14 protein-coding genes and 4 pseudogenes are annotated in these 14,137 nt (G+C 58.8%); 6 read left to right on the forward strand and 12 right to left on the reverse strand.

All coding sequences use genetic code 11. From position 1 onward, the window contains the following. Positions 1-332: 332 nt before the first annotated feature. The 7 genes and pseudogenes from EV665_RS27570 to EV665_RS27600 all read right to left on the reverse strand — a co-directional run bounded on the left by EV665_RS27570 (position 333) and on the right by EV665_RS27600 (position 4,332). On the reverse strand, positions 333-1,385 hold the full coding sequence (locus EV665_RS27570; protein ID WP_133036559.1) for an IS110 family RNA-guided transposase: 1,053 nt from the start codon (positions 1,383-1,385) through the stop codon (positions 333-335). Positions 1,386-1,431: 46 nt separating this feature from the next. Further along, positions 1,432-1,749, reverse strand: coding sequence for a hypothetical protein (locus EV665_RS27575; protein WP_133036560.1), 318 nt, complete (start codon positions 1,747-1,749; stop codon positions 1,432-1,434). Between the two features lie 11 nt (positions 1,750-1,760). Beyond that, positions 1,761-2,237: a GNAT family N-acetyltransferase gene (locus tag EV665_RS27580; RefSeq protein WP_133036561.1), complete on the reverse strand. Its 477-nt coding sequence runs from the start codon at positions 2,235-2,237 to the stop codon at positions 1,761-1,763. Beyond that, the gene (locus tag EV665_RS27585; protein ID WP_133036562.1) at positions 2,237-2,521 is read right to left on the reverse strand and encodes a type II toxin-antitoxin system TacA family antitoxin; all 285 of its coding nucleotides are present in this window, start codon (positions 2,519-2,521) and stop codon (positions 2,237-2,239) included. The genes EV665_RS27580 and EV665_RS27585 overlap by 1 nt, the downstream gene beginning before the upstream one ends. Before the next feature lie 144 nt (positions 2,522-2,665). Continuing rightward, a pseudogene (locus EV665_RS27590) lies at positions 2,666-3,529 on the reverse strand (IS66 family transposase); the annotation flags it as partial. A gap of 75 nt (positions 3,530-3,604) precedes the next feature. Further along, a complete protein-coding gene (gene tnpB, locus EV665_RS27595) occupies positions 3,605-3,949 on the reverse strand; it encodes an IS66 family insertion sequence element accessory protein TnpB (RefSeq protein WP_133036563.1) in 345 nt (114 codons plus the stop codon). After that, the gene (locus EV665_RS27600; protein ID WP_133036564.1) at positions 3,946-4,332 is read right to left on the reverse strand and encodes a transposase; all 387 of its coding nucleotides are present in this window, start codon (positions 4,330-4,332) and stop codon (positions 3,946-3,948) included. Before EV665_RS27600 ends, tnpB begins: the two co-directional genes overlap by 4 nt. 28 nt (positions 4,333-4,360) lie before the next feature. Here EV665_RS27600 and EV665_RS27605 point away from each other — a divergent pair. Then, positions 4,361-4,974 (forward strand): annotated as a pseudogene (locus EV665_RS27605) (transposase). Between the two features lie 186 nt (positions 4,975-5,160). Here EV665_RS27605 and hisD read toward each other — a convergent pair. The 3 genes from hisD to EV665_RS27620 are packed head-to-tail and all read right to left on the reverse strand — an operon-like array spanning position 5,161 to position 7,076. Next, on the reverse strand, positions 5,161-6,504 hold the full coding sequence (gene hisD, locus EV665_RS27610; protein ID WP_133036565.1) for a histidinol dehydrogenase: 1,344 nt from the start codon (positions 6,502-6,504) through the stop codon (positions 5,161-5,163). Positions 6,505-6,519: 15 nt separating this feature from the next. Next, a complete protein-coding gene (locus EV665_RS27615) occupies positions 6,520-6,690 on the reverse strand; it encodes an SDR family oxidoreductase (protein ID WP_133036566.1) in 171 nt (56 codons plus the stop codon). Next, a complete protein-coding gene (locus tag EV665_RS27620) occupies positions 6,687-7,076 on the reverse strand; it encodes an MBL fold metallo-hydrolase (protein ID WP_133036567.1) in 390 nt (129 codons plus the stop codon). The genes EV665_RS27615 and EV665_RS27620 overlap by 4 nt, the downstream gene beginning before the upstream one ends. A 211-nt stretch (positions 7,077-7,287) precedes the next feature. Between EV665_RS27620 and EV665_RS27625 the strand changes: the two are divergent. From EV665_RS27625 to EV665_RS27645, 5 genes and pseudogenes are all read left to right on the forward strand, one after another. Continuing rightward, positions 7,288-7,975, forward strand: a pseudogene (locus EV665_RS27625) (IS5 family transposase); the annotation flags it as partial. A 277-nt stretch (positions 7,976-8,252) separates the two neighbouring features. Beyond that, the gene (locus EV665_RS27630; protein WP_133036568.1) at positions 8,253-9,095 is read left to right on the forward strand and encodes an MBL fold metallo-hydrolase; all 843 of its coding nucleotides are present in this window, start codon (positions 8,253-8,255) and stop codon (positions 9,093-9,095) included. A gap of 114 nt (positions 9,096-9,209) precedes the next feature. Continuing rightward, complete coding sequence (locus tag EV665_RS27635; protein WP_162853179.1) at positions 9,210-10,379, forward strand: taurine ABC transporter substrate-binding protein; 1,170 nt, start codon at positions 9,210-9,212, stop codon at positions 10,377-10,379. Between the two features lie 36 nt (positions 10,380-10,415). Continuing rightward, complete coding sequence (locus EV665_RS27640; RefSeq protein ID WP_133036595.1) at positions 10,416-11,195, forward strand: taurine ABC transporter ATP-binding protein; 780 nt, start codon at positions 10,416-10,418, stop codon at positions 11,193-11,195. A gap of 61 nt (positions 11,196-11,256) precedes the next feature. Beyond that, positions 11,257-12,027, forward strand: a complete 771-nt coding sequence (locus tag EV665_RS27645; RefSeq protein ID WP_133036570.1) for an ABC transporter permease subunit — start codon at positions 11,257-11,259, stop codon at positions 12,025-12,027. A 55-nt stretch (positions 12,028-12,082) separates the two neighbouring features. Here EV665_RS27645 and EV665_RS27650 read toward each other — a convergent pair whose 3' ends face one another. Both EV665_RS27650 and EV665_RS33335 read right to left on the reverse strand, forming a co-directional pair. Continuing rightward, a complete protein-coding gene (locus EV665_RS27650) occupies positions 12,083-13,120 on the reverse strand; it encodes a helix-turn-helix transcriptional regulator (protein WP_133036571.1) in 1,038 nt (345 codons plus the stop codon). A gap of 204 nt (positions 13,121-13,324) precedes the next feature. Next, a pseudogene (locus EV665_RS33335) lies at positions 13,325-13,675 on the reverse strand (Tn3 family transposase); the annotation flags it as partial. Positions 13,676-14,137 lie beyond the last annotated feature (462 nt).

A 14,137-nucleotide genomic window follows, 5' to 3' on the forward strand; every position in this document is an offset into this window, starting at 1 on the left:
ACCCTACGCCGCATCGCTCAAGGCTGGCCGGCCGCCGACATCGAAGCCCTGATGCCATGGAACTTCAAGCCCGACGCCATCGGCTGACCGCTTACTGCTCAATGTATGGACCGGCCGCGTTTCGCAAGTGAGTTTCGCATGAACGTCGGAAGTCGCTGATATGTATCCGGCCTGTTTGATCGGCTTTTGAGCCGTGGCCATTTTGGAAGTACGCACGCGCTTTTGGTCGCATTAGCGGACAGATTGACGAGCAACCATTTGGGCCATCTGACTCAGGGCGCGTTTATTGATCCGTTCCATGTCGTGTCTCATTCGCGAACTGTGGATTTCCTCTATATTTTCATGGTCACATGGCAGTCGAACGGCGTCTCGTTGCGCAACACGCTCCAGGCAATGCGTGCCAATTTGTTGGCGAGCGCAACGGCGAGCTTGTTGGCATGCATTCTTGGTGCAGCATTCCGTAACCAAGGCCCGAAGCTGAACCGTTCCCAATTGTGCGGTCGCATCAGGATGACCTTGGCCGCCTGGATGAACAGCGTTCGGAGGTATTTGCTTCCCCGCTTGGAAATCCCACCCAGGATGGAACGGCCGCCGGTGCTGTATTGTCGAGGCACCAAGCCCAACCATGCACCGAAGTCACGTCCCCGCTCGAAAGCCTCGCCGCTGCCGACCGCGGCGACGACAGCAGTGGAAATCAGTGGTCCAACACCGGGTATGCTCATCAGGCGCTGGCTGTTTGCCTCATTCTGACTGATCGTCTCGATCTCGAGCGTGACCGCCTCAATGCGCTCGTCGAGCCGGAGCCAATCTTCATGCAGGCCCATGATCAGGTCGTGCATCCTCTGGGAAATCTCGTCCTTTCGACTTCTCAAAATCTCCAACAGCGAATTGCGCAGGGATCGGGACCCCGCCCTGACGGCAATGCCTTGTTCGATGAGAAAGGCGCGAATTTGGTTGATCGTCGCCGTGCGGCGAGAGATCAGGCGCGAACGAACTCTGTGGCAGGCTTGCAGATCGAGCTGGTCTTGCGTCTTCTCCCGCACGGTTCGCAGGTTGGGCCGCAGGGCAGCTTCCGCGATGGCTTCCGCATCATTGTAGTCGTTCTTCTGCCCCTTCAGGAAGGGCTTCACATAGATCGCCGGAATGATGCGAGGAGTATGACCCAATTGCCGCAGCGCCCGGCTGACAAAATGGGCGCTGAGGCAAGCCTCCATACCCACGATGCAAGGCGGCAGCTTCCTGAATGTCTCGACAAGCGCCAGGCGCTTGATCTTCCGCCGGAAGGCAATCCGTCCATCCGTGCCGAAGCCGACAATGTGAAAGACCTCCTTGCCAATGTCGATGCCGATCGAAGCAAGAGAGGTGTGTGAGGAAGTCGTCTCCATGGCTGCTTCTCCGAGTTGGTGATGGTGGCCCGTGCAGACTACCATCTCAGGGGGAGCAGCCGGTCCATTCCATTAGCGGGAGAGCCTCGTATGTTCCGGTAAAGGAGACTAGAGCAAAATTCGCAATCATGTTCTCGAGAAGCTTGTACAGGTCTTTCGTGCTCTTGCTGACCGGTTTGAACATGGCGTCGATTAGGCCGTCTGCGGGGCTGCCGTTCTCATAAAAGGCTTCCATCGGGTCGTTCATTGCGTGAAACGGCGGCGCATAAAGATAGCTGTTATGAAGGGAATCCATCTCACGGGTGAAGGTGTTCGCATCCAGCCAACGAAACCGGTAGAGCGTTTGTGGCGTCTTGGTATTCATTGAAGGTGAGCTCAACTCTGCTTAAGCGACATGACTAGCGTCATGGGTTGTTTGGGCGACGCGGTGAAACCATATTGTTCATAGAAGGCTTTTGCTTCGTCCGAAATCGCGTGGACAAGGATGCCGCGAATGCCCATGATGTGCGCGGCCTGTCCGGCGCGTAAGACAGCGTCCTGCAGCAGCCCAGCGCCAAGTCCTCTTCCTTGCCAGGCGCGATCGATGGCGAGACGGCCAAGGATGGCCATGGGGATTGGGTCCGGCATGTTGCGGCGGAGCGAACCCGGCGCATCGCTGGCGGCCATGCCACCGGACGAGAGGCAATAATAGCCGACAACACGCGCTGCCTCACAAACGACATAGGTTCGGGACGCACCGCTGATTTGATTGGCGCGAGCACGGCGGCGCAGCCATTCATCAAGGGTGTCGTGTCCGCTGTCGAAGCGTTCGAGATCGTGCGCTTCGGTCAGAAGCGTGGGCGCAGACAGCATTACGACTGCCAGGGCTTCGGTGCATTCATCAGGCGGGTGAAGCCTGCACCGCTTGGCGGTCGGTCGAGCACGTCGAGATAATGCTGAAAACTCTCGGGATCGACGCGGACTAGCGTCTGGTCAAGAAGCGCATCCTCGGCAGCACGGCGCGCCGCATCAATCATGAAATCTGAACGCGTTTTTCCATGCGCGCCAGCTGCCCGATCGATCAGGTCGGAGATGTCCTTGCGAATACGCAGTTGGACGGGCTTGGTACGAGATTCTACTTCTGTCTTTATGGTCATGGCTTTTACCTCTCAAATCAGTATAGCCGATTTAGATATACATTGTATATCTAAATTATTGGCCTGCCCCTCGCAGGGCTGTGTCGAGCTTTAGATACCTTGGATCAGCCATCAAAGACGGCTTGGCAGCCGTGATCTGGTTTAGGCAGGCGCGCGTAGCCAGGCTTTCGTCGCCTTTCCTGTTCCCGGTGCAAGGGTGGGCAAGGTCGTCTCGTCGGCAAAGACCCGTTCGCCCGCCTTGACGCGCTCGAGGATGTAATCGGCGCATATCTGAAGTTCGAAGCCAAGATACCCCATCCACTGGGCCATCAGCGATCGGCTGATCTCGACGCCGTCGCGCAGGTAAATCGCCTCCTGCCGATACGGCGGCAGACCGTCGGCGTATTTGGAGACAGCGATATAGGCGAGCAGCCGCTCTGACGGCAAACCGCTCTCGATGATGTGTGCCGGTGCCGCTGCCTGGATCACACCATCGCGGCCTCGGAATGCATATTTGGGACGGCGCGTCACGATGACCCGGAACTTCGGCGGCACGACATCCAGTCGCTCGGAGCGGTCTTCGCCGATCAGGACCTTTTCCAGACCAACACAATCGTCGGGAATATCCGGCTCGATGACTTCTTCGATGCGTTCGAGATGGGCGGCAAACCCCTTTCGTGGCCGGGGTGCTCGTTTCAGCTTGTCGCCGGCGGCACGATCAAGCTCGCTCTGGATCGCGGAGAGGCCTGTCTCCACCTCCTCGAAAGCAAAGGACACCTGCTCATCGTTGACGCCAAGCCGCAGCCGCTCGGAACGGGTGCCATGTTGGGTGCGCTGCAGAACCTTCAGGATCGATGTGAGATTGGTGATCCGCTCGTTGGCGCTCTTCTCGACAGCCTCCAGGCGGGCAATCTCGGCCGTCGCGGTGGCAAGTCGGGCCTCGTTTGCAGCCTGCTCCCGCGCCATCGCAAGGATCATGGCCTTGAGCGCATCGACGTCGTCGGGCAGGTCGGAAACGGGCAATACCATGGGGATGATTAGAGCATAAAAATAGCCGTTTTCCCAACGGTTACAGCGGCATGATTCATCTTGCCGCAGGCGCTCTCAGCCCGTCAGCAACGGCCGTCGCACTTTGGCTGGGCGGATTTTGCGCCAGTCCATTCCAGCCAGAAGCGCCATGAGCTGCGAGTGATCCAGACGCACCCGAGCCGCCGATATGCCCGGCCAGTAGAAGGTCTGCTCTTCGAGCCTTTTCGAATAGAGGCAGACCCCTGAGCCATCCCACCAGACGATGCGAACTCGATCCGCCCGTTTCGATCGGAAGACGTAAAGAGCGCCGTTGAACGGGTCGAGGCCGCCATCTCGCACGAGCGCCATCAAGGAGGCGGCTCCCTTGCGGAAGTCGACGGGTTGGCAGGACACGTAGACCACAACACCCGAGCCGATCATGCCAGGCGAACCGCCTGCAGAACCTTCGCCAGGTGTTCGGGGGCAACATCGCTGGCCGCACGAACCAGGATATCGCCGATGACGATCTCCACCACGGGACTCGCCACCGGTTCAACACGCGCGAACCTGACCTCGCTGCCCGTCGCTCCCGGCAGGGGCGTGACCGCGCCCGAGGAAAGCGCCTTGCGACGCCAGCCGTAGAGTTGCGACGGGTCAACCCCGGCCGAACGCGCGATCCCAGACACATTGGCACCAGGCAGGAGCGTCTCGGCTACAAGCCGGGCCTTCTCATCATCTGACCAATCGCGTGGCTTGCGTCGCTTCTTGACCGGTTCGGCAGTCAAAATCTCAAACGCCCGAGGCTGATTCACCGTGTCGCTCATAGGATTCCCCACATGATTCATGCAGAAAATGCCCTCTCGGCACGCTCACCCGCCGCCATCGCATTGGGAAGATGAAGTTCAAGGTGACGAACTGGCCGGAGTATGAGGCCGGTCTTCGCCAGCGGGGCAGCCTGACGCTGTAGGTGTCGGCAGAAGCGCTGTCATCCTGGGAGGCACCGAAGCGGAGAACACGCGGCGGCCAGCCGCGCTATTCCGATCTGGCAATCGAGACCACCCTGACGTTGGGAGCAGTGTTCGGCCTGCGACTGCGCCAAATAGAGGGCTTGCTAGCATCGGTTCTGAAACTGATGGGGTCGGCACAGCGCCGATGCTGCCGTCGTCATTCCACCTCGGTCCAACGCGATCGGCTGCTCGGATACAGAGATTGCCAGTCAGCGGAATTGTCATATCGCGGCGATCAAGGCGCATGGCCGAATGAATTGGCAAGCTGCGACTGGCTATGGCGAGTGTTCGCTGGTCGAGACCGCCATCGGTCGCTACAAATCGATCATAGGACACCGCCTGCGCGCTCGATCTTTCGGCGCACAGCAGACGGAAGTTGCCATCGGCTGAGCCGTTCTCAATCGCATGCTCGCTTGTGCACGCCCTAAATCCGTCCGCGGCCAAACCGCTAACGCATAGCGGCTGCGTCAAAGACCGAACAGTCGTTCGTCCCGCGACCCATGCGCGAACGCTAATACATGGCGAACATGCTGATCCCTTGCGGTGACAACTGCCTTTCCCTCCCCGGCAGAAACGACAACAGCACGCGCTGCGGGGGCGCCATCCAGACATGACGATGCCTGTGTGTCGTCATCGCCGTCTCGCTTATGGACCGGTGGAGGGGCTGCTGTTCGACAGGATACGGTCGCGTACTTCGGACACCGAATTCGCATGCGCCGCAAAACCCTCGTAGCCAGCGAAGATGCGAGCGGCAGGAGCTAGGCGGTGATAGGCCGCTTGTGAGAGATAGGCTATCGAAGAGCGTTTCATGAAATCAAACACCGACAGCGGCGATGCAGTGTTGGCCCGGCCACCAGTCGGTAAGACATGGCTAGGCCCAAGCACAAAGTTTGCGATCGATATCGCCGAATGCGGCCCTATCAGAATTTCGCCTGCATTTCTGATCCGGGGCAGCAATTCGAAGGCGGAGGTCGACAGGACCGCCAGGTGTTCGGCAGCATAGTCGTTGATGAAATCGAACGCGGCCTCGATCGAAGGCGCCAGCACGATCCCGCCATTTTGACCGCCCAACACCGTGCGGGAGAAATCCGCGCGGTAGGCACCCATCGTCGACCAAAGCTCGGGCACGGCGGCCGCGATAGCTTCTGCCAGTGCGCGGTCGGCTGTTACGACGAAGGCCGATGAGTCAGGGCCGTGTTCAGATTCAACAGTGAGTTCAAGCGCTGCAAGAGCAGCCGGAACCGAATTGTCCGCATAGACAAGCAATTCGCTCGGACCAGCCGGGCTACCTGGATCGATCCGGTTCGAAAGAAGCTGGCGAGCCGCACTGACCCATGGGCTGCCTGGACCAACCATCTTCGCGCATTTTGGCACTGTCTCAGTGCCAAAAGCCACCGCGGCCACTGCTTGGGCCCCGCCGCATAGATAGATTTCATCTACACCTATCAGGGAAGCTATGAAGCGTGTGGCGGCGTCAGCCGATCCGTCCGGTCCAGGCGGAGTAACAATAACCACCCTCCCCACCCCGGCGACCTTCGCCGGCACTGCCGTCATGATTGCACTCGATGGGAAAAAACCTTTGCCGCGTGGCACGTAACAGGCCACTGAATCGATGGATGTCCATCGGTCGCCGATCAGTGCGCCTTCGGTTTGCTCGCTTAGCCACAACATCTCGGGCATTTGGGCCAAATGGAAACGTGTGACCTGCTGCACCGAAAGCCTGATCGCATTGACGATCTCGGGATCAAGTTCCTTTTCGGCGTTCGCGATTTGATCGGATGAAATCCTTAACGACTCGCGGTCGAGCACCACGCCGTCAAAACGCGCGGCAAGGTCGATGAGAGCGATGTCACCCCTTTCCCGAACCGCAGCGATGATCGGCTCGACCTTCTTGATGGTGTCGGCCAAATCGGCTTCCGTCCGCTCCAGGAGCTCCGTGCGTGCCGAAGCAGACATTTTGGCTAGGTCATGAATCGCAACAGGTGACATTCTATTTCCTTCGTATTAATTTCTCGGTCGCCGCCCATATGGGGAAACGCGTGCGGCAAGCCAGCCGCCGCCGATGTTGAGAATGTGCCCGGTGATGAATTGGGCGTCGTCGCCGCACAGAAACCGAATGCCGCCGGCGACATCCTCTGCCGTGCCAGCACGCCGCATCGGCGTGGGTTCGGTCATGCGCGCCGTACCAACGGCGTGAGGTTACGCAGAACGCCGGCTGGTTGATCGATACCAGAACTCCTTTCGAGGCGAGCGGACCGCACGGCAATAGAGTGGGGAACGTCACAGTGCGCTGCGACATTGCCGGTCGGCTCTGTTGTCCTCCCCTCCGTCCAGCCCGAGATGATGAGTTCGGCGAGTTCGCCGATATGGTCGTAGTGATGGTGGGTGATGAAGACTCTGTCGATCGCGGTGATCGGGATGTTCATCCTGGCAAGACTGGAAAGCGTCCCGCGCCCGACATCGAAAAGCAGCCGGCGCCCGTTCACCTCCGCCATCGTGCAAGCGCAACTCCTATGGGAGTCGGGAAGGGGCGTTCCTGTTCCAACTGTTGTCACCTTCATGTTTTCTCCCGAGCTTGCGGATGCTGGTAGCTCCTTATCCCGGCAAGGAGAAAGTGCACCATGAGCCTCAGGCTAGACGTAAGGTCTCAAATGGCGATTCACCCCTACGGGTGATCGACGCTCTTTTGGCGCGGAGCAAAGCGTTGGTGCACGGATCATTCATCAGCGGTGACGTAGTCGGCTCGGGTGGAAACAACCCAGCTGACGGATTATGCCTTTCAAACACAACGCCTGCCGTCGTCATCATATCGACAAGGATGAAGTTCAAGGTCACGAACTGGTCTCAATACGAGGCTGGTCTTCGTCAGCGTGGTAGACTGACCCTGTGGATGACGCCAGAGGCCTGTCGTCCTGGCCGGCGCCAAAGCGCACGACACGCGGTGGCCAGCCGCGTTATTCCGATCTGGCGATCGAGAGCGCTCTGACGCTGGAACTTATGTTCGGCCTGAGGCTGCGCCAGACGGAAGACTTTCTGGCTTCGGTGCTGCAGCTGATGGGCTTGGGTCTAGCGGCTCCCGATCACTCGACGCTGAGCCGTCGGGGACGGCAAGCGGCGATCGCCGGACAGGCGGCAAGATGATCGTGGTTGTGTGCCGGCAAAAGGGCCCATCCATGTCCTCATCGACAGCACAGGGTTGCAAGTTTACGGCGCTGGCCAATGGCTGGAGGAAAAGCATGGTCTCAAATCTCGTCGGGGCTGGCGCAAGCTGCACCTGGCGCTGGATGCCGACAGCGGCGACATCGTCGCACATGTCATGACCGATCAGGATGCCGGCGACGCCTCACAGGTGGAGCCGCTACTCGACCAGATTGAGATGCCGATCGACCAGTTCACGGCCGATGGAGCCTATGACGGCAACCCTACCTATGAGGTCGTCGCCAGGCATAGCGCCAGCGCCGCGGGCCTGCTCGTCGCGCTCATCACGTCCGGTCATCCGTCAACCGTTAAGCCACGGACAACGTGACAGCTCCGCTGAGCAGCATGGGATGAACGGCCTCAGTCGGAAATGCGAGCCGTCGTTAAGCCAGAACGTGCCTTGCTCCGCGGCAAAGGAGCGTCGATCACCCGTAGGGGTGAATCGCCATTTTGAGACCTTACGTCTAGCCTGAGGCTCATGGTGCACTTTCTCCTTGCCGGGAAAGGAGCTACCAGCATCCGCAAGCTCGGGAGAAAACATGAAGGTGACAACAGTTGGAACAGGAACGCCGCTTCCCGACTCCCATAGGAGTTGCGCTTGCACGATGGTGGAGGTGAACGGGCGCCGGCTGCTTTTCGATGTCGGGCGCGGGACGCTTTCCAGTCTTGCCAGGATGGATATCCCGATCACCGCGATCGACAGAGTCTTCATCACCCACCATCACTACGACCATATCGGCGAACTCGCCGAACTCATCATCTCGAGCTGGATGGAGGGGAGGACAACACCCGTTTCCGTTTTCGGGCCTCCCGAGACCGGCGCGATCGTCGAGACCATCCTCGGCAAAGTCTATGACAAGGACATCGAGTTCCGGGTGGCCGAGGGCGGCTGCGGCGACTTCATCACTCCCGAAGTGACCGATGTCAGTGCCGGGAAGGTCTACGACGATGGCGAGATACGGGTCTATGCAGAACAGGTTCGCCACGGTGACGACCTTCCATTCTTGGACGCATTCCGACAACGCTGGACTTGCCTCGGCTACCGGGTAGAAGCTGAGGGCAAGGTCGTTTCCATCAGCGGGGATACGATCGAGTGCCCCGGCGTGCTTCGCCTTGCCGCTGGCTCAGACCTTCACGTCCAATGCTGCTGGATGCCTACCTCACGGGCTCTCGACGCCTTTTCGAAACACGTGATCAGGAATGCGCTCGCGTCTTCGGACACAGTGGGGAAGATCGCCACCCAGGCCGGGGTGAAACGCCTCATATTGACCCATTTCCGAAGGATGGACCCGGGATTCCTGCCGATCATCGAAACTGAGGTCAGGGCCGATTTTTCCGGCGAACTGCACCTAGCGCAAGACCTAGAGGAATTTTGGGTTTGACCGGCTCCCGAGGGCTGGATCGCCGTCAGAATTCTTCAAGCGAAGATGAACGGGTATCGGAAACGGGTCAGTTTAACCGCCGCCCTGCCGAACTTCGAATTGCGAGGAAACACCATGACGACCATTCCGGATGCGGGGCGAGTAGCCAGCTACATCTTCAATGAGAATGGCCGAAAACCCTCGAAAATCCCAGCGGGGTTCGGAAGGCAAGGCTGTGCAATAGCCAGTGTAGCGAAACTGAATGAGTTAGGCCAATATGAAAAGAAGGGGATCACTATGAATCTTGTGAAAATACTCGTTGCTGTGGGACTGTCGTCATTAGCCTCGAATGCCATCGCTGCTGACGCTGAGGTGACTGTTGGCTGGGTGCCAATCGTCGCGCCCTATATCACCGGTATCTGCGACGGTTCGTTCGAGAAAGCGACTGGGGTCAAGGTCAATTTCCAGAAGTTCGATTCGGGCGCGGCTATCCTGAGCGCGCTCGCATCCGGAGCAGTCGACTTTTCCTCGCTCGGCTCGCCGCCTGCGGCTTCGGCCATCAGCAAGGGCCTCGACGTCGAAGTGATTTGGATGGCCGAATACACGGTTGCCGGCGAAGCGCTGGTGGGCCGCTCCGACCGTGGAATCGTCGGTCCCCAGGATCTCAAGGGCAAGAAAATCGCCACTCCCTTCGGCTCGACCAGCCATTATCATCTGCTTGTGGCGCTGAAGAATTTCGGGATCAGCCCGTCGGATGTCGAAATCCTCAACATGACACCGCCCCAGATCGTTGCTGCCTGGAAACGTGGGTATATCGACGCGAGCTATGTTTGGGATCCGATCCTGACCAACATAATCCGGGATAACGGCCATCAACTCGTCGATTCAGGCCAGCTTGCCGGATGGGGTGAGGCGATCTTTGACGTGCTGATCGCCAACAAGGTGTTCGCGAGCGAGAACGGCGATTTCCTCACCAAGTACCTGAAGGAAATGAGCCGCATCAACGGCGAATACAGGCAGGATCCCGAGAAATGGGCCAGTGACAAGGCCCATTCCGACTGCCTGTCTAACCTGGTCGGCGTCAATCCGGCCGATATCCCCGCGCAGTTGAAGAATTATACATTCCTGACGGCAAAGGAAGAAATCTCTTCCGACTGGCTGGGCGGCGGCGAGGGGGGGCGGGTGGCCTCCTGGCTCGGCCTGACCGCGAAGTTCCTCAAGGATCAGGGGATCGTTTCGGCCGCCGACGTGGATTTCAAGAAGGCCGTGAACGATACCTATGCGCGGGCCGCAGCCGGCGAATAATACGGAGAGTGGATAGCGGCCATGATCGATGTTGGGATGACCGGATTGTCGGTCAGACATATGAGTCTCGAATACCGGGTGGCCGGAAGGCCACCCATCATCGCCCTCCGAGATGTGTCACTGGAAGCCGAGGCGCAGGAATTCATCGTGGTCCTCGGAGCGTCGGGCTGCGGTAAGACCTCACTCCTCAATCTGATCGCGGGCTTTCTCCATCCGACAAGCGGCGAAATCCGTGTTGGCGGAAAGCCCGTAACCAGTCCGGGGGCCGATCGCGGCGTCGTTTTCCAGCGAAATGCGCTCATGCCCTGGCTCAATGTGCTCCACAATGTGGAACTCGGCCTGAAGCTCACGGGCGTACCGCGCGATGCCAGGCGGGAAATCGCCCGGCGCAATCTCGCCCTCGTCGGTCTTGCCGATTTTGCCTGCTCGCCGATCTACGAGCTGTCCGGCGGGATGCAGCAACGTGTCGGGCTCGCCCGCGCACTGACATGCGATCCCGTCATGATGCTGATGGACGAACCGCTCGGCGCGCTTGATGAGTTCACGCGCGAAGAGATGCAGGTGCTGATTCTCGATTTGTGGGCGCGCTCGCACAAGCTCATCTTCATGATTACCCACAGTGTGGAGGAGGCTGTCTTCATGGCCACACAGCTCATCGTCATGTCGCCAAGGCCAGGCCGGATCGTTCAGCAATTCAGGCTCGATTTCGGCCGTACCTATCTCGAGACGCGGGATGCGCGGGCGGTAAAATCGAGCACCGAGTTCATCGAAATGCGCGAAAACGTACTCGACATCGTCAGGGCGACGACGCGATGACGTACTGTCGCCCGGGAATCGACGGCGCAAGCAGAATTCGGAGAAGGCGGAAGGCACCTTGATGATGATGAAGAAGACTAATCCGTTCGCCATCTATACAACCCTGTTCCTGCTCGCAGTCTGGTACCTGACGACCAGGCTGGGACTGATCAATCCCGTTTTGCTACCCCCACCCGGAGCAGTGTTCAGGCGATTTCTCACTATGCTTCATTCTGAATATGCGGGAAGCACGCTGTTCGGGCATATCGTGTCGAGCGTCAGGCTTGTGACGATCTCCTTCCTGGGCGCGGCAGCGATCGGAGTTCCGCTGGGTGTCGCGATGGAGCATAGTCGGATCGTACGCGGGATGGCCGACCCGGTCGTCGAGTTCTACCGGCCACTGCCGCCACTTGCCTACTTACCGCTAATTATCGTCTGGTTCGGTATCGGCTTTCTGGCAAAGTCGGTTCTGATTGGCGTGGCTGCGCTGGCACCCATCATCATTAGTACGCGGGCGGGCGTCGCCTCTGTCCCCAACGAGATGAAACACGCGGCACTTTCGATGGGCGCGCGAAAGGTACAGGTGCTTTTGCACGTGGTCTTGCCGGCCGCATTGCCGGAAATCATATCGGGCCTGCGCATCGGTCTCGGCGTCGCCTGGTCGACGCTGGTGGCGGGCGAAATGGTAGCCGCCACATCCGGTCTCGGTCATATGGTGTTGACGGCCTCCAACTATCTGGAGACAGATGCCGTTGTGCTCGGTATCATCATCATCGGTATCATCGCGGTGGCCTTCGAACTGGCAATCCGTGCGGCGCAGCGCAAATTCGTTCCCTGGAAAGGAAAAGCTTGAGCCGAGATGTAGTTCCTCGGCGGAACGTGAAGCCCTGCCCGGATCGGGCTCTCGCTCAGGTATGAGCGGAATTCGTTCTCCGCCTCCCAAAGGCGGAAAGGTAGCGGAAGACATAGGCCAGCAGTTCCCGCTCCGAGGTGATGTCCAGCTTCCGGTAGATGTTTTTCTTGTGCGTCTTGATCGTATTGTTGGACAGGCTGAGCTTCTGGGCGATCTGCTCGTTGCCGTCCCCCAAAAGCAGCAGTTCGATAATCCGGCATTCCTTGAGGGTAAGGCCGTGCACCCGGACCAAGCAAGCGATGACCTCCTCTAAAGGGTTGGCGGACCCCGCCGACCAATTGTCGATCCGCCGGCAGATATAACCGCCGGGCGCAACGGAGAAGGTTTCTGGAAGCTGAGTAACCTCACAGTATCCCGCATCGCCGATCTCACCCGACCAGGGTGAGGCGCTCATGGTGTTGCGCAGAAGGTCCATTCCCATAAAGGTGGAAAGCTTTGTCGGGAACAGGCCGTCGCTCCATACAACCGGCTCACCCATCCTGTCGAAGATGACGTAGTCGTTACTCCGGGTTCCGGGATCCACATTATCCACTGCCTCGGTGAGGTGGTCGATTTCACGCTGATGCATTTCGAAGACGAATGGTGAAACGGTCTTGAAATTATCGAACTTGCTATGGCTATAGAGTTCAGGACTTTCAAGAAAAATACCAATGAAGCTCGTCTGCCCGACCGGCAAAAAAAAGGCGATCTCGTCCTTATGCCCACTCTTCCTATAGAATTCGACAAAATATCTTCTGTCGTATTTAATGTTGCACTTAACGTGATTCAAATCGACAATGTTTCTCTCTCGGCAAGCGCTCCAGTATTCGCGCATTGGGCAGATCTTATAATAGTGGCTCTTGTAGAGTGAACGCACTTCCTTTGGTGTGCGGAAGAAGCTGAGGTAATGAGGTCGGCTCGCTGAATCGAAATAGATTGCCTGCCCGGAACGAGCGTTAAGAAGCTGGCCGAGTTGGCGAAGAAGAAAATGGTAAAGGCCCTTATCCGCCCTAAGCGGAACCGTGCCAAATACTTCGTCACCTGCGGGTTGCATGAAAAGCCTTACTCCATCGCCTTGACGACAGCCGGACCAGCGTCGATACGATGGCAGTCACGTGGCTTGTCAAAAGTCGTCTAACTATAGTCGAATTGCCTGCGCGAGGCCAGCCCGCATCAAAGAGGCTGTGGATTTTGCCGGTGATCTGGCGACCACAGAAGGAATGTTGGGGCACCTTGGGCATTTCTGCAATAATACCCGCTAAGGGAAAGCGAAGTTGTTTGGATTGAGACGGTTAGCGCGGATCGTCCTGAAGCGTTCGAGGGGTCGGTCAATTTCGTTCCAGAGATAGTCGCCGGTGAGTGCGATATGAGCCCAGGGAAGCGGCGCGACCTGGGAGAGCAGCTCGGCGGGAATATCGATGCCCTGGGTGCGGACATAATCGACAGCGCGGCTGAGATAGACGGTGTTCCACAGGATAATGGCGTTGACAACGAGGTTGAGACCTGACGCCCGATAGGCCATGGTTTCCGCCACGCGGTTGCGCAGCTCGCCAAGCTGGTGAAGGAAGACCGCCCGGGCAAGGGCGTGACGGCCTTCACCCTTGTTGAGGATGGCTCGCCATTCGGCAAAGCTGTCAGGGATGGCAAGCCCGAGCCGCCCTTCGGCGCGCATCAGGGCGAGGATCGGTCGAGGCAAAAGATAATCCTCGAAACTGCGCTGCCATGCCCGACTGCCATCAACCCATATGTCGCCGGCCCGCAGGCGCTCCCGCAGGTGAATGAGCACCGCCACTTCCCAGGCCCGTAGGTCGATGGTGACGCCGTCCGAGCGCACACGTCGCCGCCACTTGCGGGTCATGAACGCGAACGGCGCCTGCGCGGGTAGTTTCCTGCCGCCGTAGAGCGCACGCAGATGATCCACTGCCCTCAAAACCGGATCATCGGGACGAAACGACCGGAAAGAGAACGCGCCGAACATGAGCCTGCCCAGCTTTCGCAGCGATTTGTGCCGCTCTATGAGCTCATCGAATTCGTCTCTGCGATCGGGGCGCACGACGGACCTGGCTGCCGC

The organism is Shinella granuli, assembly GCF_004341885.1.
GTDB lineage: Bacteria > Pseudomonadota > Alphaproteobacteria > Rhizobiales > Rhizobiaceae > Shinella > Shinella granuli.

Coding starts and splice junctions, on each gene's coding strand:
- EV665_RS27630 (WP_133036568.1), top strand. CDS start 8,253: ATGAAGGTGACAACAGTTGGAACAGGAACGCCGCTTCCCGACTCCCAT.
- EV665_RS27585 (WP_133036562.1), bottom strand. CDS start 2,521: ATGACCATAAAGACAGAAGTAGAATCTCGTACCAAGCCCGTCCAACTG.
- EV665_RS27645 (WP_133036570.1), top strand. CDS start 11,257: ATGATGATGAAGAAGACTAATCCGTTCGCCATCTATACAACCCTGTTC.
- EV665_RS27635 (WP_162853179.1), top strand. CDS start 9,210: ATGACGACCATTCCGGATGCGGGGCGAGTAGCCAGCTACATCTTCAAT.
- EV665_RS27650 (WP_133036571.1), bottom strand. CDS start 13,120: ATGCAACCCGCAGGTGACGAAGTATTTGGCACGGTTCCGCTTAGGGCG.
- EV665_RS27580 (WP_133036561.1), bottom strand. CDS start 2,237: ATGCTGTCTGCGCCCACGCTTCTGACCGAAGCGCACGATCTCGAACGC.
- EV665_RS27575 (WP_133036560.1), bottom strand. CDS start 1,749: ATGAATACCAAGACGCCACAAACGCTCTACCGGTTTCGTTGGCTGGAT.
- EV665_RS27570 (WP_133036559.1), bottom strand. CDS start 1,385: ATGGAGACGACTTCCTCACACACCTCTCTTGCTTCGATCGGCATCGAC.
- EV665_RS27615 (WP_133036566.1), bottom strand. CDS start 6,690: ATGACCGAACCCACGCCGATGCGGCGTGCTGGCACGGCAGAGGATGTC.
- EV665_RS27600 (WP_133036564.1), bottom strand. CDS start 4,332: ATGAGCGACACGGTGAATCAGCCTCGGGCGTTTGAGATTTTGACTGCC.
- EV665_RS27620 (WP_133036567.1), bottom strand. CDS start 7,076: ATGAAGGTGACAACAGTTGGAACAGGAACGCCCCTTCCCGACTCCCAT.
- hisD (WP_133036565.1), bottom strand. CDS start 6,504: ATGTCACCTGTTGCGATTCATGACCTAGCCAAAATGTCTGCTTCGGCA.
- tnpB (WP_133036563.1), bottom strand. CDS start 3,949: ATGATCGGCTCGGGTGTTGTGGTCTACGTGTCCTGCCAACCCGTCGAC.
- EV665_RS27640 (WP_133036595.1), top strand. CDS start 10,416: ATGACCGGATTGTCGGTCAGACATATGAGTCTCGAATACCGGGTGGCC.